Annotated in this window: 18 protein-coding genes; 10 read left to right on the forward strand and 8 right to left on the reverse strand. The window is 68.0% G+C overall.

The window, feature by feature from the left end; all coding sequences use genetic code 11:
- Positions 1-11 precede the first annotated feature (11 nt).
- Entirely contained in the window at positions 12-2,453 is a 2,442-nt protein-coding gene (locus tag OG474_RS09340; protein ID WP_405061834.1) for an excinuclease ABC subunit UvrA, read from the forward strand.
- 1,421 nt (positions 2,454-3,874) lie between these two features.
- On the opposite strand, the gene OG474_RS09345 is transcribed toward OG474_RS09340, so the two are convergent.
- From OG474_RS09345 to OG474_RS09365, 5 genes are all read right to left on the reverse strand, one after another.
- Positions 3,875-4,960 carry a hypothetical protein gene (locus OG474_RS09345; protein ID WP_405061835.1) on the reverse strand — a complete coding sequence of 362 codons (1,086 nt, stop codon included), beginning with the start codon at positions 4,958-4,960 and terminating at the stop codon, positions 3,875-3,877.
- Between the two features lie 111 nt (positions 4,961-5,071).
- A complete protein-coding gene (locus tag OG474_RS09350) occupies positions 5,072-5,839 on the reverse strand; it encodes a RibD family protein (protein WP_405061836.1) in 768 nt (255 codons plus the stop codon).
- A gap of 80 nt (positions 5,840-5,919) precedes the next feature.
- Entirely contained in the window at positions 5,920-7,020 is a 1,101-nt protein-coding gene (locus tag OG474_RS09355) for a hypothetical protein (protein WP_405061837.1), read from the reverse strand.
- Positions 7,017-8,309 (reverse strand): class I SAM-dependent methyltransferase, encoded by a 1,293-nt coding sequence (locus tag OG474_RS09360; RefSeq protein ID WP_405061838.1) that lies wholly within the window; start codon positions 8,307-8,309, stop codon positions 7,017-7,019. The genes OG474_RS09355 and OG474_RS09360 overlap by 4 nt, the downstream gene beginning before the upstream one ends.
- A gap of 72 nt (positions 8,310-8,381) precedes the next feature.
- Entirely contained in the window at positions 8,382-8,747 is a 366-nt protein-coding gene (locus OG474_RS09365; protein ID WP_405061839.1) for a hypothetical protein, read from the reverse strand.
- 174 nt (positions 8,748-8,921) lie between these two features.
- Between OG474_RS09365 and OG474_RS09370 the strand changes: the two genes are divergently transcribed.
- The gene (locus OG474_RS09370) at positions 8,922-9,521 is read left to right on the forward strand and encodes a helix-turn-helix domain-containing protein (protein WP_405061840.1); all 600 of its coding nucleotides are present in this window, start codon (positions 8,922-8,924) and stop codon (positions 9,519-9,521) included.
- Positions 9,518-10,822 carry an MFS transporter gene (locus OG474_RS09375; protein WP_405061842.1) on the forward strand — a complete coding sequence of 435 codons (1,305 nt, stop codon included), beginning with the start codon at positions 9,518-9,520 and terminating at the stop codon, positions 10,820-10,822. Before OG474_RS09370 ends, OG474_RS09375 begins: the two co-directional genes overlap by 4 nt.
- Here OG474_RS09375 and OG474_RS09380 read toward each other — a convergent pair.
- Together OG474_RS09380 and OG474_RS09385 are read right to left on the reverse strand one after the other, a co-directional pair.
- Complete coding sequence (locus OG474_RS09380) at positions 10,749-11,879, reverse strand: hypothetical protein (protein ID WP_405061843.1); 1,131 nt, start codon at positions 11,877-11,879, stop codon at positions 10,749-10,751. The two genes, OG474_RS09375 and OG474_RS09380, sit on opposite strands and share 74 nt — an antisense overlap.
- Before the next feature lie 301 nt (positions 11,880-12,180).
- Positions 12,181-13,521, reverse strand: coding sequence for an FAD-binding oxidoreductase (locus tag OG474_RS09385; protein WP_405061844.1), 1,341 nt, complete (start codon positions 13,519-13,521; stop codon positions 12,181-12,183).
- Between the two features lie 222 nt (positions 13,522-13,743).
- On the opposite strand from OG474_RS09385, the gene OG474_RS09390 reads away from it, so the two are divergent.
- From OG474_RS09390 to OG474_RS09400, 3 genes are read left to right on the forward strand one after another with little or no spacing between them, the layout of a single operon-like run.
- Positions 13,744-14,859 carry a response regulator transcription factor gene (locus OG474_RS09390; RefSeq protein ID WP_405061845.1) on the forward strand — a complete coding sequence of 372 codons (1,116 nt, stop codon included), beginning with the start codon at positions 13,744-13,746 and terminating at the stop codon, positions 14,857-14,859.
- Positions 14,856-15,965: a helix-turn-helix transcriptional regulator gene (locus tag OG474_RS09395; RefSeq protein WP_405061846.1), complete on the forward strand. Its 1,110-nt coding sequence runs from the start codon at positions 14,856-14,858 to the stop codon at positions 15,963-15,965. Before OG474_RS09390 ends, OG474_RS09395 begins: the two co-directional genes overlap by 4 nt.
- Positions 15,962-17,062 carry a LuxR C-terminal-related transcriptional regulator gene (locus OG474_RS09400; protein ID WP_405061847.1) on the forward strand — a complete coding sequence of 367 codons (1,101 nt, stop codon included), beginning with the start codon at positions 15,962-15,964 and terminating at the stop codon, positions 17,060-17,062. Before OG474_RS09395 ends, OG474_RS09400 begins: the two co-directional genes overlap by 4 nt.
- Here OG474_RS09400 and OG474_RS09405 read toward each other — a convergent pair.
- Positions 17,031-18,677 carry an acyltransferase gene (locus OG474_RS09405; protein ID WP_405061848.1) on the reverse strand — a complete coding sequence of 549 codons (1,647 nt, stop codon included), beginning with the start codon at positions 18,675-18,677 and terminating at the stop codon, positions 17,031-17,033. The genes OG474_RS09400 and OG474_RS09405 overlap by 32 nt on opposite strands.
- An 83-nt stretch (positions 18,678-18,760) precedes the next feature.
- On the opposite strand from OG474_RS09405, the gene OG474_RS09410 reads away from it, so the two are divergent.
- The 4 genes from OG474_RS09410 to OG474_RS09425 all read left to right on the forward strand — a co-directional run bounded on the left by OG474_RS09410 (position 18,761) and on the right by OG474_RS09425 (position 23,116).
- Positions 18,761-19,834 (forward strand): LacI family DNA-binding transcriptional regulator, encoded by a 1,074-nt coding sequence (locus tag OG474_RS09410; RefSeq protein ID WP_405061849.1) that lies wholly within the window; start codon positions 18,761-18,763, stop codon positions 19,832-19,834.
- A gap of 153 nt (positions 19,835-19,987) precedes the next feature.
- Positions 19,988-21,304: an ABC transporter substrate-binding protein gene (locus OG474_RS09415; protein WP_405061850.1), complete on the forward strand. Its 1,317-nt coding sequence runs from the start codon at positions 19,988-19,990 to the stop codon at positions 21,302-21,304.
- Positions 21,304-22,284: a carbohydrate ABC transporter permease gene (locus OG474_RS09420; protein WP_405061851.1), complete on the forward strand. Its 981-nt coding sequence runs from the start codon at positions 21,304-21,306 to the stop codon at positions 22,282-22,284. The genes OG474_RS09415 and OG474_RS09420 overlap by 1 nt, the downstream gene beginning before the upstream one ends.
- A complete protein-coding gene (locus tag OG474_RS09425) occupies positions 22,277-23,116 on the forward strand; it encodes a carbohydrate ABC transporter permease (protein WP_405061852.1) in 840 nt (279 codons plus the stop codon). The genes OG474_RS09420 and OG474_RS09425 overlap by 8 nt, the downstream gene beginning before the upstream one ends.
- The last annotated feature ends 30 nt before the right edge of the window (positions 23,117-23,146 follow it).

Genomic DNA, 23,146 nt, shown 5'->3' on the forward strand with positions numbered 1-23,146 from the left:
AGTGTGGTGGCATGCATTGGGGCGAGGAAGTCGCGGTTCGCGGGGCCCGGGTTCACAATCTGAAGAACGTCGACGTCGACATCCCGCTGCGCGGGCTGGTCGGGTTGACCGGGGTCTCCGGTTCGGGGAAGTCCTCGCTCGCGTTAGGCGTGCTGTATGCCGAGGGCTCCCGCCGGTATCTCGAGGCCTTGTCGACGTATACGCGCCGCCGGTTGTCGCAGGCGGCTCGTGCGGATGTCGATGCGGTCGACGGGGTTCCGGCCGCGATCGCCCTGCACCAACGGCCCGCGGTGCCGGGGGTGCGCAGCACTTTCGGTACGGCGACCGAGCTGCTGAACTCGTTGCGGTTGATGTACTCGCGGCTGGGATCACATCTGTGTCCTGCTGGGCATCGGGTCGCGGCGACGATCGAGATCGCGGCCACCGGGCAGCTGACGTGTCCGGTCGATGGCGAACAATTCGCCGTACTGGGGGCTGAGGGTTTCGCCTTCAACAGCGACGGCGCCTGCGAGACCTGCGGCGGGACAGGTGAGAGCCGGCAGATCGACCAGCGCACGCTGGTGCCGGACGAGTCGCTCACGATCGACGAGGGCGCGGTGGCGGCCTGGGGATCGTTCGGCGCGAGCCTGCTGCCGCAGGTGGTTGCACAGTTGGGCGTGCGGACCGACGTACCGTTCCGGGAGCTGACGCCGGCTGAGCGGGAGACGATCTTTCGTGGCGACGAGACGAAGCGCTCGGTGGTGGTCACGAGCAAGAAGGGCAACGTCTTCGAGCTGAACGCGACGTACCGGAACGCCAATCGGGTTGTCCAGGATGCCTTGGACAATGCGCAGAGCGAGAAGACGGTGGCGCGGCTCGACCGGTTCGTGCGGGTGGCCAGGTGCCCGGCCTGTGGTGGCTCGCGGCTGAACGCTCGGGCGCGGTCGGTGCTGCTGAACGACGTACCGCTTGATGTTTTGTCGTCGTGGAGCCTCTCAGAAGTTACGGACTTTGTGCGGTCGTTGGTCGTTCCGGCTGAGCTCGCGTCGATGGCATCGCAGATAGCTGCTGCCTTTACGCCGACGGCTGAGCATCTGCTGGGGTTGGGGCTCGGGTATCTGTCGCTCGACCGTGCGTCGCGAACTTTGTCGACGGGTGAGCTGCAGCGGGTGCAGCTTGCCCGGACTCTGCGGAGCAGCGCAACCGGTCTGCTGTATGTGCTGGACGAGCCGTCCGTCGGCCTGCATCCGAGCAACATCGACGCATTGATCGACGTCGTACGGCGATTGGTCGCGACCGGGAACTCGGTGGTGCTCGTGGACCACGACGTCCGAGTACTGCGGCACGCGGACTGGCTGGTGGAGATCGGGCCGGGCGCCGGTTCGCACGGTGGCGAGATTGTTGCCATTGGCACCGTTTCTGCGCTGGAGGGCTCGGACACCTCGGTGATCGGGGGCTTCTTGAGTGGGGCCGAGCCGGTGGTCGTTCGGCCGCGGGTGCCTGAGTCGGAGACCTTCTCGTTTGGGCGGATCCGGTTGGAGACTTCGCCGTACTTCACCTTGAAGGCTTTGTCAGCCGAGTTCCCGTTGCGTCGGCTGACTGCGGTGACCGGGGTTTCCGGTTCGGGCAAGACCACGCTGATCCTCGACAGCCTGGCCGCCGCGCTCCTCGGTCGGTCGCCTGCGCACGTACAGCATTTGGATGCCGGGGGCATCGAACGCACGGTCGTCGTCGACGCGGCACCGATCGGGCGCAACGTGCGGTCGACCGTGGCGACGTACAGCGGGATCCTCGACGACCTGCGCCGCGCCTACGCCGCGGCCTCGACCGACCTCACCGCGGCGGACTTCTCCTACAACACCGGCAGCCTGCGCTGCCCGCAATGCGACGGTACCGGGCAGATCTCGCTCGACGTCCAGTTCCTCCCCGACGTCGACATCCCCTGCCCACTCTGCGGCGGCTCCCGCTACAGCCCCGCCGCCGACGCCGTCACCGTCGACGGCCTCACCATCCCGCAAGCCCTGGCCCTCACCATCGACGAGGCCCGCGGCGTCTTCACCCACCTGCGCAAACTCCAGTCCCGCCTGCGCACCCTCGACGAGATCGGCCTCGGCTACCTCATCCTCGGCGAAGCCACCCCCGCCCTGTCCGGCGGCGAGGCCCAACGCCTCAAACTCGTCGCCGACCTCGAGAAACCCCAGGCCGGCACCCTCTTCATCTTCGACGAACCCAGCGTCGGCCTGCACCCCGCCGACATCCGCGTCCTCCTCACCGTCCTCGACCGCCTGATCGATTCCGGCGCCACCGTCATCGTCATCGAGCACGACCTGGACCTCATCGCCAACGCCGACCACGTCATCGACCTAGGCCCCGGAGCCGGCACCGCCGGCGGCCGCATAGTCGCCGCCACCACCCCCACCAACCTCGCCACCCACCCCCAAAGCCTCACCGGCCACTACCTAACCCCGCGCTAACCACCACACCCCGGGCAGAGCCCGGTACGGCGCCCCACGGTCGGCATCCCCGGACGTCACCTACGCCGCCCCAGCCGAGCCACCCCACGGACGACCACTGCCACCCCTGCCGGCACAACCCCGTGAACCGCCCTCCACTCAACCCCGACCCGCCCCGACCCAGCAACCGCCGCACCACCTCGTGGGTCCACCTACCAGCTTGTGGGTTCCCCCACCGCATGCGGGTCCGGAACCCCCCACCCCATGGGTGAACCCACCAAATGCACCACGCCAGACCCCGCTACGACGAGCGCGGCGCCCCCATTTGGTGGGCTGACCCATCCCCTGGCGGGTCGGCCAACCGCATGCAGCTAGCCCACCCACAACGCCATGGGTGAACCCATCAAATGGGGATCTTCCAAGCGCATGCCTGCGCGCATCGAGTCGGGACCGGCTGTACGGCGTGGTTGTGCACGGTGGCTTCAGTCGCGCCGGCCACAACCCGGGGGTCCGCCTACCCGGTGGGGGCTGTGGACAGGTAATACCTTGTTCACGCCCACCGGTTCCTGTTCACGCCCCCAGTATCCGCCCCGAAACCGGCGACCGGCGACCGGCGACCGGCTGCTGGAGAGCGAGCAGGAGTTGGTGAGGTTGGCCCCGTAGCTGCTGCTGGCGGCCCATTCGGTCAGCGCCTGGTTGCGGCGTTCGAGGTGAGGGGTGGCGATTTCCCCGGACGGCAACCAGAGCACGCCAACCCCAAACAACGCGAGCCTCGGTCACCCCGTCACCCCGTCACCCCCTCGCCCGCCCGCCGAGCGAAATTTGAACGGATAACCCCTGAGATTGCTCCTTCTCCCCCCTTCATACGACCGGAGAAGGAGCAACTTGAACGGATAGCCCCCGAAATTACCGCAGCCCGGACAGCAACCGAAGGCGACGGGAACGCGGTCGCCGGCGTTTCCCGGACCCTAGCCACAAGCCCGTCACCTGATGGCAACGGGAAGCGCGGTCACCGGCCTCCCTCGCCGGACCGCAACCGGATCCCGCCAACCGTAGGCGACGGGAACGCGGGAACCGGCCTCGCCATCCGGCTCAGCCACCGCGGCGGCCGGCCATGCTGTCTTTCAGATCGGCCGGTCGCGGCGAGCAACCACAAACCCACGTCCCCGGCCGAGGCCCTTTCGGTCTGTACCCCGCCCGACCGCCAAGGCCAGCCGACTGAAACGCACAGCGAGCAGAGCGCATGGCCGAGCCGGACGCCGAGCCCGGCGACCGCGATCCCGTCGCCTGGGGCTGACGGGCTGCGGCGGAGGCGCGGGACCTTGCGCTATCCGGTGGATTGGGGGTGCTCGGCGACGAAAATCAACCGACTAACGCACGGACCAGCCGGCACCCCCCGCTATCCGGTGGATTTTGGGTGCTCTGTGACGAAAATCCACCGGTTAAGGGGTTGGGCAGTCGGGGATGTTGGGGAGTTTGGGGGTGCCGGTGCCTAGGTAGACGTTGGTTACGTAGCCGTTGTATTTGGGGAGGTAGGCCCACCATTCGCTGGCGTGGGGTGGGTCGTTGATCAGTTGGCCCTTTTTCTGGCAGGTCACCAGTACTTCGACCGCGGCGGGCAGGGTGCCGATGACGGTGCTGGAGGTGTTCGGTGCGGTTCGCGCTCGGACGCCGGAGCCGGTGGAGGTGATCCAGGTGCCGGGGGTCTTCACGGCTCCTGGGACGTTCAGCGTGCGGGTCAAGCGGGTGACGTCGGTGTAGGCCTTGCCGTAGGCGGTGCCGTCGGGGTGCAGGGTGTAGACCGCGACGATGGTTCGGTCGTTGGGGCCTACTGTGCCGGTGGTGTGCAGAGCTTCCTTGGTGAGGTCTACAGCTTTCGAGTTCGAGAAACCTGACCAGCCCTGCTTGATGGCGAACGGCTGCTCGAAGACGGACGCGATACCGAAGTACTGGTCGAAGCCGTCGGTGCCGTAGCGCGTTGCCTGGTGGAGGTTGCCCATCACGAAGGTGCGGACGGGGGCCGGTGCCTGGTCGAGCAGGTAGCGGTAGATCCGTACGGTGTCGGCTGCGGTGAAGGCCGCGTATCCCCAGTAGCCGGGGTAGCCGGCCGGTGGGCCTGCGGTGTTCGTCAGGCCGAGGCGCGGAACCATCCGGTCGATGACCGCCGAGCGGCCGAGCTGATCCCAGTAGTAGCTCGCGGCATCGTCGTCGCTGCTGCGCAGCATCACCTCGAGCCGTGCGCGGTCGGACGCCGGGATGTCGTACGCCGGTCCGCGGTTCCACAGGTAGTCGAGCACCAGCAGCAGCTTCACGACCGAAGCCGACCGGAACTGGAGATCGGGGTTGAGCGACTCGGTGAACCGACCGGTCTGCCGGTCGAACACGGCCACGCCGGCCGTCACGCCAGGCGGCACAACCACGCTCGCCGCCTGCGCAGGCACAGTCCCCCAGATCATGCCGGTGCCAAGAAGCACCACCGACATCAGCAAACGCACCATGCGCATCGCGTCGACCCCTTCCACACTCATCGCGGCCAGTCACGAAGCTGACGCTGTCAGTAGTCGCAGCACCGTACCGCAGATCCCGTCACTCAGAAACCTCAAAGAGAGTCCGGGGGAAGGTTTTTTACGAGCGCCGGGTCAGCCTGTGGCTACGGCGTAGTGCAGACGAACGGAGCCGCTGGTATCGGCGTTCACCGAGAGCAGCTGCAACGCGGTTGCAGCCTCCCCGACGGCAAGAGGCGGCCCGTCCATGACCGACGGCGTCCCAAGGCCGCCGATCAGAGCCGGCGCCAACGTCACGTAGAGCTCGTCGATCAGCCCGGCCCGCAGCAGTACGCCGTTGAGGCCGCCGCCCGCAGCTGACAAGACGCAACGGATGCCGAGCTCAGTACCCATCGCGGCGATCGCCTGCGCCACGTCGACACGGTCTTCGCCGACAACGAGATAGCAGATGTGTTCGCGGCGGAGGTATGCGAGATAGGCCGCGGGAGTGGATTGAGCCACCAGGACCAGCGCGGCCCAGTTCTCGTGATTCTCGGTCCAGCGCACTCGTCCGCGGCTGTCGACGACGGTGAACCACATGAGCGGCGGCGACGGAAGGCTGGTGACGTCCGATGGAAGGAAGTGCTCGTAGGGGCCGGCAGTATCACCGTCATAGGGAGGCAGCTCTTCCGGAGTCTCGGACTCGGTCACCAGGCTGCCGCTGCCCTCCAGGATCGCGTTGCAGCCGTACTGCTGTCTGATCAGCTCGACGATGTCGAGCGGCGCCGGGTCCGCGGCCGGCGGCGTCATCGCGGCCCACAGATCCGTACTCGGCTGGTGCATCAAGAGCGCGTCTCGGGTCAGGGCCACCTTCCCGTCAACGCTGGCTCCCACAGTGACCACCACGCGCGGTCGCTCAGCCATCACGGCCTCCATCGGTCGCTGGATGTCGACACCCACATCTACCAGCGGTCACCGACAATCCGGTGCGGCGCGGTGGCGCGTTACGCGCTGTGGCGGCGGCGGGTCGGGCCGGCAGCCTGGCCGGTGAGGCGGGCATTCTCGGCCATGCGGTCCAGGCGCTCGCGGCGGCCGGGCGGGAAGGTCACGACGGTGACTACCAGGGCGAAGAGGGCCGCGCCGATGATGATCCAGCGGAGGTTGTGGTTCTTCTCGGGGGCACCGGCTCCGGCGTCGGTGTTACCAGCAGAAGCCTTCGGTGGGGGCGTGGAGGCTGACGCGGGCGGCGGTGAGGCCTCCTTCTTGGCCGGGACCTGCACTTGGTAGACGACCGACTTGGAGACTGCACTCCCGGCCAGGACGGTGTCGTCGTCGGGGCCCACGGCCAAGGCGTCGCCTGCCGCGGAGCCCACCGAGCCGCGGGCCGCCAGCACGGGCTTGTCGCCCCAGGCGACGGTGGCGATGTCGGTGTTGGTGCGAAGGACGGCACGCTGCCCGTCGGGGAGGAAGGTGCCGTCGGTGAAGGTGCCGGCTGGGGCGGCGGCAAGCTTGGTGAGCTTGTTGGTGCCTTCGCGGGACGGCGTGCCGGGAGCCTCGTAGATCGCAGCCTTGCTCGACTTGGTGACGATGAAGAGCTGGTTGGTCTCGGGCTGGACCAGCAGGGTCTCGGCATCGTGCGCGCCGTCGGGATACTTGAAGTCGTAGCGGTGGTAGCGGACGTTCTCGGCGTTCTCGAGGCTGGCCGGCTCGGGGATCGTGTAGATCTCGATCATGTCCCGCGTCTTGGCGTTGTCCCCGATGTCGGCGACGTAGATCGTGCCCTCGCGGTCGACCGCGATCGCCTCGACGTCCTGCACCTCGGCGCTGAACCTGAGGGTGACCTTCACGTCGCCCTCGGCATCGACCCCGAAGACGCGCGCGGAGGCGCCCTTGGTGTTGTTCACCGTCCAGTACAGGTCTTGGTACTTCTGGCTCTTGGCCATGCCCGAAGGCACCTTGACGCGGGCGTCGTCGATCGTGAACAGCTTCTTCGGTGCGGCCGGTGTCGGGTCCGCGGTCACCACTGCAACGGCGGGCAGCGCGGCGACGGCGAGCGTGACGCAGGTCGCGGCTGCCAGGGCGAACGCCGAGCGGAGGAGCTTCACGCACCCACCTCCGACGCCGGCCGCCCGGACCCGGCGGGTGGACCGCCCGCCTCCGGGAGCAGCAGCTCGGCCAGCCGCGGTGTGACCTGCCACTCCGCGATCAACGTCGCGCAGTCGGACTCGAGATCGGCGGGCACCGCGGCGTTCGTCCGGGCGGCTCGGAGCAGCAGATTGCGGGGCGTGTGCTGGCTGTCCACGAACTGCACTACCTCCACCCGGTACCCGACCTGTCGTAGGACCGCCGCCCGGAGAGTATCTGTCAGGACGTCGGCGAACCGCTCACGAACGATGCCATACCTCGTCATCAGAGAGTAAGGCGCCGGTGGTGTGACGCTCTTGAGCTGCTTTTGGATGTCGTGATGGCAGCACGGAGCTGCGAGCACCAGCGGCGCCTCCCACTGGACCGCCCGCGCGAGCGCGTCGTCGGTGGCGGTGTCGCAGGCGTGCAGCGCCAGCACGACATCCGGCTGGACGTCGAGCTCCGCGGCCTGGATCGTCGCGTCGACGAACCGCAGCTGGTCCTGCCAGCCCAGCGCCGTCACGATCCGGGTGTTCCGCTTCCGGGCGGCCGGGTTGCGGTCCACCCCGGTCGTCCGGACGTCATGCCCGGCCGCGGTCAGGAGGTGATGGGCCGCGAGCGTGAGGTAGGCGTTGCCGCAGCCGAGGTCGACCATCTGGAGCGGTCGGCCGGTCGCGATCCGGCCGGCCGAGATCGCCTCGTCGAGGGCCGGCTCGAGCAGCTTGCAGAACTCGTCGATCTGCTTGTACTTCGACTGCCGGGACGGCTTCACCCGGCCCAGGTGGTCGCTGATCCCGAGCTCGATCAGGAACGGCGCCGCCGGATCGAGCGCGCGCTGCTTCACCCGGTCGTGGCTGGTCGTCTGCTCGCGGCTCTCGGCCTGCCGCTGCAGCAGCTCCTTGCCCTTCTTGGTGTAGCGCAGCCGCAGCGTCTCGGCGGTCGTCTCGACATGCCACGTCCCGTACGGCTGGGCGAGCAGCTTGTCGACCGCCTCCAGGACCTCCGGGCCGACGAAGTTCCGGATGTGGGCCTGGCGCTCGTCGTACTCGGTCAGTTGGAGATGGCGCTGCCCCTTGAGGTCGACGTAGCGCAGCTCGACCCGCTGGTACGGCGGTTGGTCGAGACCGCGACGCCGCCCGGACGCGACCGCGCGCACCAGGCCGCTCCGGTCCAGCAAGGCGACGCGGATCGCCTCCCACGCCCCCATCTCGCCGACCGCTTCCGCGGTCGGCGTGCCCGGGCGTCCGGCCGCATCCACCTCTGCCTGCATCGCGCCATTGTGTCCGACGCCTCCGGCTGATCACAAAAGGGTCTCGTCGGCAGGGGGTCGCGGCCATCGGACTCAGAGCAACTTCTGGTCGTCCGGCAGCAGCCCGAGACCGCGCAACCGGGTCGCGATCCCACCCTCCTGGCGGCCCAGCGCGTCGATCAACTCGTCCTTGCCGGCGCCGCCGCGGAACATCTCGGCGAGCAGTTGCTCGTCCTCCGAGGTCCAGGGGCGGAACGCCTTCGGATGGTTGCGGCGGGCAGCCGCGATCTTGCGGGTCATCGAGCGGCTGTCCAGCACCTCCAGGGAGCGGATCCGCGCCTGGCGGTGCCGGCCGACCTCCTCGCCGTCGCGCCAGAACACGACGGCCCCGTCGTCGAACGTCATCAGATCGGCCGGGACGTCGCAGTAGTCGGCGTCCTCGAGCATCACTCGCAGCATGGTGGTCTCTCCGTGTCGTAGGCGGCGGTCTGCCGCCGTCGGCTGTGTCAGCAGAGAAGATGCAGCGATCCCACCCACTCCCGGACCACCAATCTCGGACCTGTGGACAACCGATCGCAGAATCTGTTTGCAAAAACTCTTTGCAAACTGTCTTTGCAGTCCTACGATCGGCCCATGAGCGAGAGCGAGAGCAGCAACCCGGGAATCTCCGACGACAAGATCGTGCGGCTGGACCGCAAGCTGGTGCGGGCCCTGTCCCATCCGCTGCGGAGCCGGGCACTCGGGCTGCTCCGCGTCCACGGCCCCCAGACGGCCACCACGCTGGCCGGGCGGCTCGGAGTGAACTCCGGCGCCACCAGCTACCACCTGCGCCAACTGGCCGAGGCAGGACTGGTGGTCGAGGACGACAGTCGGGGCAACGCCCGGGACCGCTGGTGGAAGGCCGCGCACCAGTCGACGTCGTTCGACATGCCGCAGCTACTGGACGAGGAGCCCGAGCTGACCATGGGCTTCCTGCACGGTGTCGGCCAGATCTACGCGGAGAACATGTTCGCGTTCATCGACTCCCTGGAAACGATGGCTCCGGAGTGGAAGGAGGCCAGCGTGCTGTCCGACTTCACCTGCCACCTGCGCCCAGACCAACTCGTGGACCTGCGGCAGGAGCTGGCCGCCGTACTGCGCAAGTACACCGTCACGGACCTCGCCGCGCCCCTTGAGGACGGCGAAGAGCAGGTCACCGTGCAGATCCAGGCCTACCCCCGGGAGACGCGATGAACACCCCGACCAGTACGCCGCACCGCGCTCCGCTGATCGCCTATCTGATCGCCAACGTGGTGTCGATCTGCGGGACCCGGGTCAGCGCGATTGCGATCCCCTGGTTCGTTCTGACCAGCACCGGATCGCCGGTCAAGACCGGCCTGGTCGCGCTGGCCGAGATGGCACCGTTGGTGATCTGCAAGGTGATCGGCGGCCCCTGGATCGACCGGGTCGGTGCCCGCCGGGTCAGCATCCTCGCCGACAGCGCGAGCACCGGAGTGGTCGCAGCCATCCCCCTGCTGCACGCCCTCCACCTGTTGTCATTCCCCGTCCTTCTCGCGCTCGTCGCCGTCGCGGGAGCACTGCGCGGCCCGGGAGACTCCGCGAAGGGGGTGATGATCCCGGAGATCGCCATCGCGGCGAGGGTTCCGATGGAGCGGGTCACCGGCCTGTCCAGTACGACGGACCGCTTGGCCGGGTTCATCGCCGTCGCGATCGCAGGCGGTCTGATCACCCTGGTCGGCGAGGTCAACGCGCTCTGGGTCGACGCGGCTTCGTTCGGCGTCTGCGCGGCGCTCATCTACCGCTGGCTCCCCCACCGGCAGCCCGTAGTCGAGGAGGCGACAACAACAGAGGACTCCAGATACGGGCAGCAGCTACTGGACGGCTGGCGGTTCCTGCGCGGCGACAAGCTGATCCTGCCGCTGGTCCTGATGATCGGTATGACCAACCTGCTGGACACTGCCGTCGGCGCGGTCTTCCTGCCGGTCTGGATCAACGACCACGGCCTCGGTCCCGGACACCTCAGCCTGGTCCTCACCGCGTTCGGCGTGACCGCCACTCTGTTCGCCTTGGTCGCCTCCGCGATCGGGCACCGGATTCCGCGCAAGGCTGTCTTCATCGTCGCGTTCCTGATCTGCGGCGCACCACGCTTCGTCGTGATGGCCGTCGACGCGCCGCTGTGGGCCCTGGCGGGCATCTATGCCGTCTGCGGAATCGGCGCCGGCTTCATCAACCCGGTGCTGAGTGCGCTCTTCATCGAGCGGATCCCGCCGCACCTGTTCGGCCGCGTCAACTCACTGTCCTCGGCGGTCGCCTGGGCCGGTGTGCCGCTCGGCGGTCTGTTCGCCGGAGCAGCGATCGCCGTGATCGGTATGGCGCCCGCGCTGCTGCTGGCCGGGGCACTCTTCTTCGCGGCGACCATGTCACCGGTGTTCTTCGGCCGCAAGGAGCAGTGGCGGAAGGTCACTGCACCGGATCAGACGGATCCTCAGGAAAGCGCGGAGCCGCAGGATCGGGTGGCAGTCCCAGCGGCGTAGTCGCCGTCGGCAAGATCCCGGCCGGCGTCTGCTTCGCCAGCTCCTCCTCGCGCTGCATGCGGTCGCGCTCGGCGCGCAGGAGACCCAGCATCACCAGGTCCAGCAGCATCCCACCGGCCGCGGCGAACTGGGTCAGAGCGAACTGGAAGACCTGAGTCATCAGCAGCGACACCAGGACAGCCAGCTCGAACAGCCGGACCGCACGGGCACGGTTTCCCTTCCGCAACTGCAGACCGCCCCGCACCGTGAAGGTTGCCGACAGCAAGCTCCCGGCCGTCACTCCGGCCACGGACAGTTGCCCGAGTCCCCGGCCGGCCACGATCGCGATCGTGATCGCACCGACGGCCTGGACAGCGAGTACGACGACGGCCACCGTGGCAGCCTTCGGATGCGTCGCCAGCCGTTCGAAGGCTCGCTGCAAAGCCCGCCAAGCCGCATCGACCGGTGCCGCCAGCTCGACCTCGTCATGTGGGCAGGCCTCGAGCAACGCCTCGGTCTCCCGCCGTCCCTTCACCTTGGGCTCGACACGATGCAGCAGCTCCGCGGCCTGGGCCCGCCGCTGCCGCGACAGCCCGCCCGCGACGCCCTCGACCGCATGGTCGATCACGTTGGCCAGCTCCTCGCGCGGGTCGATCGGCCGCCGCGTGGACAGGAACCGGCTGGCCAGCACGATCAGCACGAAGACGACGTACACGATGGCCGCGGTCGGCTTGTAGAAGTAGTTGTTGTCGGAGGTGACGAACTTGCCGACCTCGTCGATGAACAACCCGAACCCGACCCCGCCGACCAGCGCAGCCGCCGGGCGGACGACCGGACCGACGTACCCGAGGAGCAGGGAGATCGCGATCAGCATCAGGATGCCGCCGGGCAGGACGTGCGCGATGTGCAGGCCCTTGCCACCGATCTGCGGGTAGCCGCTCAGGCTGAGGATCAGCCGGGTGATCAGCACCGTCGCCACGCCGGACACCACGAAGGTGGTCAGATGCTCGCCCGAACGGACATTGCGGACCAGGCCCGCCCGCATCAGGTACGACGACCGCGTGGTGGTGGGGGTCATGTGGCAGAAGGTTAGGGCATGTCTCTTGATTCCGCGCCGTAGCGAGCATGTGCTCGGTGCGGTGACTCGGTGTGCTGGAGGGGAGGCCTCGATGCTTTTCCATCGTGGTCTTGCCTCCAGTGCGGCGAGGTGCCGTGCCGAGTGCAGCGCAGTAGGCGTGGGATCAAGAGGCGTGCCCTAGGTTCACTTGACGAGCGCTGCGATGACCACCATGGCGACTAGCGCTGCCAGAACGAGCGATACCACCAAGCGGCGTGTGCGGGGATCCACCGGCTCAGGTTAGTGGACCCCCGCCCGGCACCTAGTAGGGCAGGGGGTAGTTACCGGTCAGAGTGCCTGCCGGGTCGACCCGCTGCTTGATCTCCCGGAGACGCGCGAGGTCCGGTTCGGTGAAGCACTCCAGGAGTGATCCCTTCGTGGACAGGCCGGTCGGCGGCAGGTTGCCCGCACGCCACGGAGACACCGCGGACATCAGTGCGGCCAGGGCCTGCTCGGCGGAGCTCACCAGCTCGGGCACGGGCAGGATCGACGCGGCCAGCAACATGTACTGCGCCGCTGGATCGGCCGACGCGATGCCCGGGTGGATCACCTCGTCGCTGGCCCGGAGATGTCGCAGTTGCACCTGGGAGATCAGCGACGGCTGACCGGCGTACTCCAGCAGGGTGTCGATCAGCTCCGGTGTGACCTCGTCGAATGTGCTGGTGGCCAGCGTGATCGCGGCCGGAGCGAGCGGCTCCTGCGTGATGTGGACGACTCCGCTGGCCTCCCGCGGACCGATGGTGTCGACCAGCACCGTGCCGGCGGCCCGGATCGGCTCCAGCGCCGTCTCGAGCGCCTCCGGGTCGTACGGCGCCGCTGCGTCGACCATGCAGAACGACTTGCCGCGGATCGTGTCCGGCAGATGCATGGCCGGCGGATAGTGCGTCAGATAGGCCCACAGCGTCACGTGCTCCGGCGCCTCCAGCGTGGCCTTCCCGTACGCCGCCAGCACGTCCGGTGCCTGGTCGATCGGGAACATCAGCCGCCCACCCACGATCGCGGGGGCCGGATGCAGCTCCACCTCGACCGAAGTGACCACTGCGAAGTTCCCTCCGCCACCTCGCAGTGCCCACATCAGCTCGGGGTCGGTGGAGTCGTCGATCCATCGGCGGGCCCCAGCCCCGTCGACGATCTCGGCAGCCCGCAGGCTGCCGGCTCCGGAGCCGTAGGGCCGTGCGAACCAGGACAACCCGCCGCCGGTGCAGTACCCGACGACGGAGATGTCCCCGTTCGACCCCGGCAGACCGGTCAGCCCTGTCCCGTCCAGAGCGGTCTGCAACGTCCCCCACCGGACTCCGGCCCCCACGCGGGCGATCCGGGCATGCGAATCCACCCAGACGTCGTCCAACGCATTGGTGCGGACGACGATCGTGTTGTCGAGCGCCCGGGTGGCGCCGTGTCCCCCTGCCTGCGCGGCGACCTTCAGGCCGTGCGCCGCAGCGAATGCCACGGCGTGCTCGACATCACTCGGCCCGGCGGCCTCCACCACGGCCAGCGGTTGCTGATCGACGGTCAGGTTCCAGGCCGGCCGGACCAGTGCCCAGGCCGGGTCGGCCGGAGTCACCAGCCGCCCGGACACTACTTCTCGGAGTTCCTCGATCATGTTCAAAACCCTCGGCCAGCCGCGCCCCGGGCGGTATCCCAACTTTCTGGGTGCTTCACAGCGTTCGGTACGCGCCGGCGGTCACGGCGGCCGGGCAGCTCGGAATCGTCATGGTCCAACGGTGGCCCGATCGGGCACACTCCGGTATCCCAGCAGTCTGGGGGATTCCACTCCCAGCTTTCTGGGATGCGAAGTTCGGCCCGCTGGGTTCACACTCAATTTGTGCAGACCTACCACGCCGAGTCCGCGCGCGCGGGCATCCAGGCCGCGGCGGGTGCCGGTCTGCCCTGGCGGGAGTTCGCCCTGGCCGCCGTCGAGCTGCTGGAGCGCGCTATCCCGTACGACGCGTTGTGCGTCGGTATCGCCGATCCGACCACCGGGATGATGACCGGATCGGCCGGTCTGGCCCGGCAGCCCGCCGACCAGTCCGAGTTCCTCGCGCTGGAGTACGGCGTACCGGACTTCAACCGGTTCGCGGACCTGGCCAAGCGACCGATGGCAGTAGGGATCCTGGACGACGCGACCGGTGGGGATCCCGGCCGCAGTCCTCGGCAACACGGGTGGCTGGACGGTCAGGGGCTCCGGCACGAACTGCGTGGAGTGGTCCGCAGTTCGGGGCGGATGTGGGGTGGCTACGCGCTGTACCGCGTGAGCGGCCGGACCGGCTTCTCACCGGCCGAGGCCGCGTTCATGCATCGAGTGGAGAGCACGCTCAGCCTGGGGTTACGCAGAGGGCTGATCGCGGAAGGTCTCGATCGGAATCGTCGGCAACGCGAGTCCACCGGTGCAGCGGTGCTGGTGTTCGACCGCAACGACGAGGTGGCGTCAGCGACGCCTGCTGCCGAACAGCGGATCCTTGAGCTCGGCGGTGAGCTGTGGTCGCAGCTGCCGCTGGTAGTGACTGGTCTGGTGCTGGCGGCCCGGGCCACGGTGAGCGGAACGGGCAGCTTCGTCCCAGAGGCCAAGGTCCGCAGCCGAACCGGTGAATGGTTGTCCCTGCACGCTGGCCCAGTGCGCAACCGCGACGGGCTCACCGGCGACATCGCAGTCAGCATCGAGACTGCCGGAGCAGCCGGAGTCATCCCGCTGGTCGTCGCCGCCTACGGTCTGACCGACCGCGAGCGGGACGTGGTCCGACAGGTACTGGAAGGCTCCAGTACGCGGGAGATCGCGGCTGAGCTGCACCTGTCGCCGTACACGGTGCAGGACCATCTGAAGGCAATCTTCGAGAAGGTCGGCGTCTCCAGCCGCCGGGAGCTTGCCTCCCGCATCTTCTTCACCCAGTACGCCGGCCGGCTCGACCAAGAGCTCACTCCGACCGGCTGGTTCGAGGAATGAAGACGTATCACGCGGAGTCGGCCAGAGCCGGGCTACAGTCGGCCGCGGAGGCGGGACTGAGCTGGGTGGACTTCTGCGAGGTAGCGGTCGAGCTGCTCGGGAAGGCGATCCCGTACGACGGTATCGGGATGGGACCGGCGGATCCGGCCACCAGCCTGCTGTCCGGCGCCCCCGTCGGCGGACTGTCGAGCGGGGGTGACCACGAGGTCTCGGTCCTCCAGCACGAGTACAGCGCCGAGGACTTCAACCGCTACTCGGACCTGGCCCAGCGCGAGGTCGGAGTGAGCATCCTGGCCGAGGCGACCGGCGGACGCCCGGAGCTCAGCGCCCGGTACCGGTCGATGCGGTCGGACTGCGGGATGGGTCACGAGATGCGCGGCACACTGCGGTCCAAGGCCGGGATGTGGGGCTACTACGGGATCTACCGGAACGTGGGCCGGACCGGCTTCTCGCCGGGCGAGGCGCAGTTCATGCACCGGCTCGAACCGATCCTGACTGCCGGTCTGAGGCGCGGACTGATCGCCACGGACGTGGGGCGCCGGCAGCGCAGGCCGGACACAGCGGTGGTGATCGTCAACGCCGCCGACCAGATCATCTCGGCCACCGAGTCCGCCGAGGAACGGATCGCCGATCTGGGCGGTCAGATGTGGTCACGGGTCCCGCACCCGGTCACCATCGTCGTCTCCGCCGCGCGCGGGATTCCCGGTCGGCCACCACAGCTGCCACGGATGCGGCTGCGCACGCTGTCCGGCCAGTGGGTCACAGTGCACGCCGCACCGGTCCGCGGCCCAAGCGGAGTCACCTCCGACATCGCCGTCACCATCGAGGCAGCCGGTCCGGCAGCGATCATTCCGCTGATCGTGGCCGCGTACGGACTGACCGAGCGCGAACGAGCCGTCGTACAGCAGGTGCTGGCCGGTGCCAGTACCGCCGAGATCGCCCAGCAGCTGCACATGTCGCCGTACACGGTGCAGGACCACCTCAAGGCGGTCTTCAGCAAGTCCGGCGTCTCCAGCCGTCGCGAGCTGCAGTCCCGGATCTTCTTCGAGCACTACCTCACCCGGGACGGCAACGAGCTCGATGCCAACAGCTGGCTGGCCGGATGAAGACCTACCGCGCTGAGGGTGCGTCTGCTGGGCTTGAGGCGGTGGCGGATGCGGGGCTTCGGTGGGACGACTTCTGCGTGGCGGCGACGGAGTTGCTGGGGCGGGCGATTCCGTTCGACTCGTTGTGCATGGGTACGGCGGATCCGGCGACCAATCTGTTGTGTGGTGCGGTGATGCACGATCTCGACCAGTTGACGACGGACGAGTTCGTGGCGGCCGAGTACGGCGATCCGGACTACAACCACTTCGTCGATCTGGCGCAGCGGCCGGTCGGGGTGAGCATTCTGGCCGAGGAGACTGAGGGCAACCCGCAGCTGAGCCGGCGGTACCGGGAGTTCCTGACCAGAGGGGACATCCCGCACGAGATGCGCAGTGCGTTGCGGTCCGGTGGGCGGATGTGGGGTGTGCTCACGCTGTACCGCAGCAGTGGGCGGAGTGGGTTCTCCCCGGGCGAGGCGGACTTCCTGCGGCGGATCGAGCCGGTACTGGCGCGGGGGTTGCGACGTGGTCTGATCGTCGGGGACCTCCAGCGTGCGCAGCGGTCATCGGCTGCTGCGGTGGTGATTCTGAACGCGGCGGACCAGGTCGTTTCGGCGACGGATGCGGCCGAGCAGCGGTTCCAGGACCTCGGGGGTGACCTGTGGTCGCAGCTACCGGTCCCTGTGGTGAGTGTGCTGGCGGCTGCGCGCGGAGTGGGCGGCTCGTTCGTGCCGGAGCTGCAGATCCGCACCATGGCTGGTGAGTGGCTGACTCTGCATGCTGCGCGGGTGCGTGGGCCAGAGGGGGTGACCACGGACATCGCAGTGACGATTTCACCGGCTGGACCGGCCGAGATCGTTCCCCTGGTGATCGCGGCGTACGGATTGACCGGTCGGGAGCAGGGCGTCGTACAGCAGGTCCTCAGCGGGGCCAGTACCCAGGAGATCGCCCAGCGGCTGCACCTGTCGCCGTACACGGTGCAGGACCATCTCAAGGTGGTGTTCGAGAAGGTGGGGGTGTCGAGCCGCCGGGAGCTGACGTCGCGGGTCTTCTTCGACCACTACGTCGGGCGGCTTGGCCAGAGCCCTACTGCCACGGGCTGGTTCGCGGAGGGATGAGCGGCTCGGGACGGTGTACGCCGCGGGGGCGGTAGCCGAGGGCGTCGGAGTGGCCGAGGTAGTCGGCGAGGAGCCAGACGACCGAGAGCCACATCTCGGTGCCTTGCAGGCCTGGGATCGAGCGGTCGTCGGCGCCGTTCGGGGCGAAGGCGAAACCCTGACCGTCGACCCAACGGTCGAGGACTCGGTTCAGCTGCTCCTCGGCCCAGGCGCGGGCATCCGCTTCGCCGTACGACGTCTGCTTGCGCGCCAGCCAGAGTGGGTGGATCACGTCGAGGACGTTGCAGGCGTTGTCGTTGTCGCCGGTGAACATCCGGCGGTCGTTGCTGTGGGCAAGAACTGTGGCGATGGCTTGCTCGGGGTACGGGAGGGGTAGGCCGAACTGGGCGTAAGTGCCGCGGGTCAGGCGGTAGAAACCGTTGACCACTTGGAGCCAGCCGTCGTCGGGGTGCGGACTTCCCCAGGTGCCGCTGGCCGGGTCGGCGTTGATGGTGAGCCAGCCGATGAGCTTGTCGAGTGGTCCGGTTTCGTTGTGGTCATGGAGGTTTCGGGCGAGAGCGGTGCCGAGGGCATCGATCGCGGCGCCGGCCGACCAGGAGTTTCTTGCCCAGGGCAAGTTGTCGAGTTCGGTGGTGTCGAAGGTGGTGTCGATGGGGTGCTCGAAGCTGCTGCCGAGGACCTGGAGGGCGTAGCCGACGCAGAGGATGTGGTACGGCGCTTCGCCTTGCAGGACTGTGAGTTTGACGTCGGAGGGGAGGTGCAGGCCGGCGTCGGAGAGGTCTCCTGGTGCGACCAGTCCGGTCTGCGGATCCTGGCGGGCACGGAGGCGGCGGACGAGGTCGTCGCGGGTATGGCCGGCCGGGGTACGCCGTACCAGCAGGTCGGCGATCTCGATCGCGTCGCACCATGGGCGGACAGCCGGTGCATGGTCGAGCCCAGGCCGGTCGACGAACCGCTCCCCGTCCCACGACCGAGCCAGTACGTCGTCCACCTGATCCCGAGCCCGCACTGCAAAGGCGGTGAGCCGAGCAGGCAGGTTCGCGACCGGCTTGGCGGAACTCACCCGGGAGCGGAGGGGGCGGGCGGGGTTGCCGGCGGCGATGGTGTTGGCGGGGATGTCTTTGGTGACTATGGCGCCGGCGCCGATGATGGTGTGGGGGCCGATGGTGACGCCGTCGAGGATGGTGACGCCGGAGCCGATCCAGACGTCGTCGGCGATGGTGATGCCGCGGCTGGTGTGGGGCTGGCGGAAGATCGGCTCGCCGGGGGCGGTGCCGTGGTTGAAGGCGAGGATCGAGGTGTGGGCGCCGATCCGGACGCCGTCGCCGATGGTGACCTCGCCGCGGACGGCCGTGAACGGGTTGATGGTGGTGTCGGCACCGAGAGTGATGCGGCCGGTGACATAGGCGTGGGCGGCGATGTAGGCGCGCTCCCCCATCCGTAGTTCGTCGCAGTAGACGGCGGCCGACTCCGCGACGTACACGTCCGCGGCCAGCACCACCTCGCCGGTGAGCCGCGCCTGGCGCTCGGTCTGGCGGGAACGCTCGGCCGGCGAGGCGGTCCGGGCGTACTCCCACGGCAGGAAATCCAGTCGCAACGGCTCAGCGGAGGTCATGGGATAACGCTATCCAACACTCAGGAATCGCGCTTGGCCGGTTTCGGCGCTGCTACTCTCCCGTCCATGCGGGGTGGGAGTGCATGACATCGGGATCATTGGCTGACGGCGACGCCGACGGTCCGGCCGATGCTGGGCGCCGTGGTCATCGCGTCACGATCAGCGATCTGGCGCGGCAACTGCAGATCTCCAAGGCCTCGGTCTCGTACGCGCTGAACGGCCGCGCCGGGGTCAGCGAGGAGACCCGGCAGCGGGTGCTCGACCTGGCCGAGCAGCTCGGCTTCCATCCGAACTCGGCCGCGGTCGCCCTGTCGGCGAGCCGGACCCGGACGATCGGGATCGTGATCGCCCGCGACCCCACGCTGATCTCGACCGAGGCGTTCTACATGCGCACCCTGGTCGGCATCGAGCAGTACCTGAACGAGGTCGACTCGTCGCTCCTGCTGCGCCTCACCGGCGAGAACGGCGAAGACCTCGACGTACTGCGGCGCTGGTCGCGGCAAGGGCGGGTCGACGGGTTCGTGCTGTTCGACGAACACCAGAACGATCCGCGCATCCCGTTGCTGCGGGAGCTCGGCGTACCGTGCGTCGTGGTCAGCTCCAACGCGCCGGACGACGGCGTCGGCCGCCTGATCAGCAGCCCGGACGAGACCGTCACGCTGCTGCTCGATCACCTCGCCGAGCTCGGTCACCGCGAGATCGCCCACGTCAGCGGCCCGTTCCACTTCATCCACGAACAGCTCCGCGTCCAGCTCCTGCGCGAGTCCGCCGAGCGGCGTGGCATCACGGTCCGCCACGTCGAGGGCAACTACCGCTACGAGGACGGCGCCGACCACACCCGACGGCTCTTGACCGGGCCGGACCGCCCGACCGCGGTCATCCTCGGCAACGACCTGATGGCGGTCGCCGCGCTGCGGGTCACGACGGAGCTGGGCATCGACGTACCGGGTGAGGTCTCGATCCTGGCCTGGGACGACTCGCCGCTGTGCGAGCTGGCCGGCCCCGGCATCACCGCCGTCGACCAGCAGACGATGGAGCGCGGCCGCGCCGCCGCCGACCTGCTGCTCCGGCTCGCCGGCGGCCGGCAGGAGCTGCACCTCGAGGCTCCGCCGGGGCTCCTGCGGGTACGCACTTCTTCGGGTCCCGCGCCTGTCTGACTACTCTGGGCAAGTGCGCGATGACGACCAGTGGCGAGCACGTCACGAGGGAGTAACAAACATCACGCAACTGAACCGGTTAGGGTTCCGGAACTTAACCGGTTAGGCCACTATGGGCCCACATCATGACCGCACGAGGACGAGGAGTCCGACGTGAGACTGCGTTCGCTTGTAGCCGCGGTAGCGGCGACCGCCCTGGGAGTCGGCCTGGCCGCCTGCGGAGGCGGCGACTCCGGCTCCGGCAGCAGCGGGTCCGGCGGGGACCAGACGCTGACCTACTGGGCCAGCAACCAGGGCACCAGCCTGGACAACGACAAGCAGGTCCTGACCCCTGTCCTGGAGCAGTTCACCAAGGACACCGGGATCAAGGTCAACCTCGAGGTGATCGGCTGGAACGACCTGCAGACGCGGATCCAGACCGCGATCACCTCCGGCCAGGCGCCGGACGTCGTCAACATCGGCAACACCTGGGCGGCCTCACTGCAGGCCACCAAGGCGTTCCTGCCGTTCGACGGTGACGCGATGACCGCGATCGGGGGCAAGGACAAGTTCGTGCCGACGGCTCTGGCGACCGGCGGCAAGGCGGGCGAGGACGTCACGTCGGTCCCGCTCTACGGTCTGGCCTACGGCCTGTACTACAACAAGGCGATGTTCGCGGCGGCCAAGGTCGAGCCGCCGAAGACCTGGGAAGAGATGGTCGCCGCGGCCCAGAAGCTGACCAACCCCGCCAAGAACCAGTGGGGGATGGCGCTCGCGGCCGGCAGCTACACCGAGAACGTGCACTTCGCGTTCATCAACGCCGCGCAGAACAAGGCCGACTGGTTCGATGCCGACGGCAAGCCCACCTTCACCGGTGACGGCAACGTCCAGGGCGTCCTGCGGTACCTCGACCTGATGCAGAAGGACAAGGTCGCGAACCCGTCCAACGCGCAGTACGACAACGGCACCAAGTCGGTCAACGACTTCGCGACCAAGAAGGTCGCGATGGTCATCAACCAGAACAACGCCGACTCCTCGATCGTTGCCAACGGCATGAAGGCCGGCGAGTACGGCGTCGTGCCGTTCCCGTCGCCCGCCGGGGGCGAGCAGGTGGCCAGCCACGTGGCCGGGATCAACCTGTCGGTGTTCAAGAACACCAAGCACAAGGACGCGGCGCTGAAGTTCGTCAAGTACATGACGGACGCGACCACCCAGACCACGCTGGGCAAGCCGTTCTCGTCGCTGCCGGTCCTGAAGGACGCCAAGCCGGTCTTCACCACCGACGCGACCGAGGCCGCGACGTTCCAGGACATCTACAACACCAAGTCCAAGCCGCTGCCGCTGGTGCCGGCCGAGGACCAGTTCGAGAGCACGGTCGGTAAGGCGATGAACGGCCTGTTCGCCAAGATCGCCACCGGTGGAACGGTCAGCGCCGACGACGTGAAGGCCGCGCTCAAGACCGCCGAGGACCAAGTGGCCGCAGGCAACTGATGTCGGTCGCCACCCACGAAGCGAAGCCGGCGGCGGTCACGCCGCCGGCTCGCAGGTCCAAGCCCGGCATCGAACATCGCCCCGGTCTGCGCCGTTGGTTGCCCTACGCACTGGTCGCCCCGGCGGTGCTGATGGAGCTCGTCATCCACATCCTCCCGATGCTCGTCGGGATCTGGATGAGCTTCGTCAAGCTGACCAAGTTCTTCATCGCGAACTGGTCGGCCGCCCCGAGCGCCGGGCTCAACAACTACAAGGTCGCGCTCGACTTCGACAACGCGGTCGGCGAAGGCCTGCTGAAGTCCTTCGGCGTCACGCTCGTCTTCTCGCTCGTCACGGTCGCGCTGTCCTGGGTGCTCGGGATGGCGGCCGCGGTCGCGCTGCAGCCGGCCTTCAAGGGTCGGGCCATCATCCGCACGCTGTTCCTGGTCCCCTACGCGCTTCCGGCGTACGCCGGGATCCTCACCTGGAACTTCATGCTCCAGCGTGACACCGGCGCCGTGAACCACGTCCTCACCCAACTACACCTGGGCGACGGCAAGCCGTTCTGGCTGATCGGCAGCAACGCCCTGATCTCACTGATCACGGTCGCCACCTGGAAGCTCTGGACGTTCGCCTTCCTGACCTTGATGGCCGGCCTGACGAGCATCCCCCGCGATCTCTACGAGGCCGCGTCCGTGGACGGCGCCGGCAACCTGCGGCAGTGGCGCAACATCACACTGCCGTCGCTGCGCCCGGTCAACCTGGTGCTGGTGCTCGTGCTGTTCCTGTGGACGTTCAGCGACTTCAACACACCGTACGTGCTCTTCGGTACGGCGCAGCCGCCGGCCGGTGACCTGATCACCTTCCACATCTACAACGCGTCGTTCCTGACCTGGAACTTCGGCTCCGGCGCCGCGATGTCCGTGCTGCTGCTGATCTTCCTGATGATTGTCACCGGCATCTATCTCGTCGTCACGGGAAGGAAGACTCGCCGTGGTTGAGACCAGAGGATTCAAGGCCTACCGGGCCGTCGTGCTGATCGTCCTCGGGCTGTTCGTGACGATCCCGCTCTACGTGATGGTCACCTCATCGCTGAAGCCGTTGAGGGACGTGCAGGGCGCGTTCACCTGGTGGCCGTCGAACCTGACCATCACACCGTTCATCGACATGTGGAAAACGGTGCCGTTGGCAAGGTACTTCGTGAACTCCACGATCGTCTCCGTCGTCGCGACCGTGCTCTCGGTGGCGCTGGCAATCCTGGCGGCGTTCGCGGTCTCGCGGTTCAAGTTCCGCGGGCGGACGGTCTTCACCACCACGGTGCTGTCCACGCAGATGTTCCCCGGTGTGCTGTTCCTGCTGCCGTTGTTCCTGATCTTCGTGAACATCAACAACCAGTTCGGGCTGCAGCTGGTCGGGACGCGACTCGGGCTGATCATCACGTACCTGACGTTCAGCCTGCCGTTCTCGATCTGGATGCTGGCCGGGTACTTCGACAGCATCCCGCGCGAACTGGACGAGGCGGCGCTCGTGGACGGCTGCGGCCCGATGGGCGCGCTGTGGCGGGTCGTCCTGCCGGCGGCACGCCCCGGCGTGATCGCGGTCGCGATCTACTCGTTCATGACCGCGTGGGGTGAGGTCCTGTTCGCTTCGGTGATGACGACCGAGGCCAACAGAACGTTGTCGGTCGGTCTCCGTCAGTACTCGACGCAGACCAATATCTACTGGAACCAGATCATGGCCGCGGCCCTCGTGGTCAGCATCCCGGTCGTGATCGGCTTTTTGCTTGCCCAACGCCACTTTGTCGCCGGTGTGACCGCCGGAGCAGTGAAATAGATCGCCTTCGGCGCGGCAAATAGTTGTTTG

The sequence above is a fragment of the Kribbella sp. NBC_01505 genome, from assembly GCF_045040285.1.
Lineage (GTDB): Bacteria > Actinomycetota > Actinomycetes > Propionibacteriales > Kribbellaceae > Kribbella.